The organism is Mycobacterium sp. E342 (genome assembly GCF_001667665.1).
GTDB lineage: Bacteria > Actinomycetota > Actinomycetes > Mycobacteriales > Mycobacteriaceae > Mycobacterium.
This window is the reverse complement of record NZ_LZJM01000265.1, coordinates 1-874: the sequence shown is the minus strand read 5'-3', so window position 1 is coordinate 874 and position 874 is coordinate 1. Positions and strand designations below refer to the sequence as shown.

Below are 874 nucleotides of genomic sequence, written 5' to 3'. Positions count from 1 at the left end.
CTGGACAAGATGTCGGAGAAGATACCCCGATAGACCCGGGAGAATCGGAATACTTTGTGCAGGATCCGGGAGGAGTACCATGACAGGACTGCTGAGGTTTTAACAACCGTACCTCGTTGACTTTTAGGACCTCACCCCTTATCGGTTCAGCTCGATTGGAATCTCACTCATGTCGAAATTGACACGTTTGGCCGCAGGAGCAGCGATCGCCGGAGCGCTCACCGCGGTATCCGGCGGCCTGGGCGACACGGTGGCGCGCTCCGATCCGTCTCTTCCATGTCCGCAGATCGCGCGTTGCGACCCCGGCTGGGGCGGAGAACCGCTGGCCACACCCGATAGTCCCGCAGCTGTCAGCTCGCCCTCGGGCGGCCAAGCGATGGCCACGCCCGCTAGTCCCGGATCCTGCACAAAGTATTCCGATTCTCCCGGGTCTATCGGGGTATCTTCTCCGACATCTTGTCCAGAATTGTCGCGGTGGCCGGAGCGCCATTGCCGTATTGGCACACCTGCGCAGTGATGATCACATTGTTCTTCGCGCGCGCCTCGCTGGCGCAGACCCAGCCGGTGATCTGCCCGTCCTCTAGTTCCGTTCCCGTCCACCGCACTCCCGTATCGGTCGCGTCGGTCTTCTGGAATCTCCATCGATATTTGCCGCTCAGGTGGATGACGGCATTGCTGCAGGCGTCGAGACGCTTGGCAAAAGCGTTGCCAAGCAACACCGTCGCTGCTTTGGAATCGACGACCGTCGCAACGGCTTGACGGACCGCATGCTCGTACGTGTCCTTGTCCTCTTTGTAGAGATTGCTCCGCCACGCGGTGTAAGCCACCCCCACCGAGTACGTGTCTGGCGCGATCAGCGGTTCGCACTCGGGGT

General features: G+C 60.8%; 1 protein-coding gene. It reads right to left on the bottom strand.

From position 1 onward, the window contains the following. Positions 1-431 precede the first annotated feature (431 nt). The coding region (locus tag A5692_RS20845) for a sensor domain-containing protein (RefSeq protein ID WP_231984391.1) at positions 432-874 on the bottom strand (443 nt) is incomplete at its 5' end.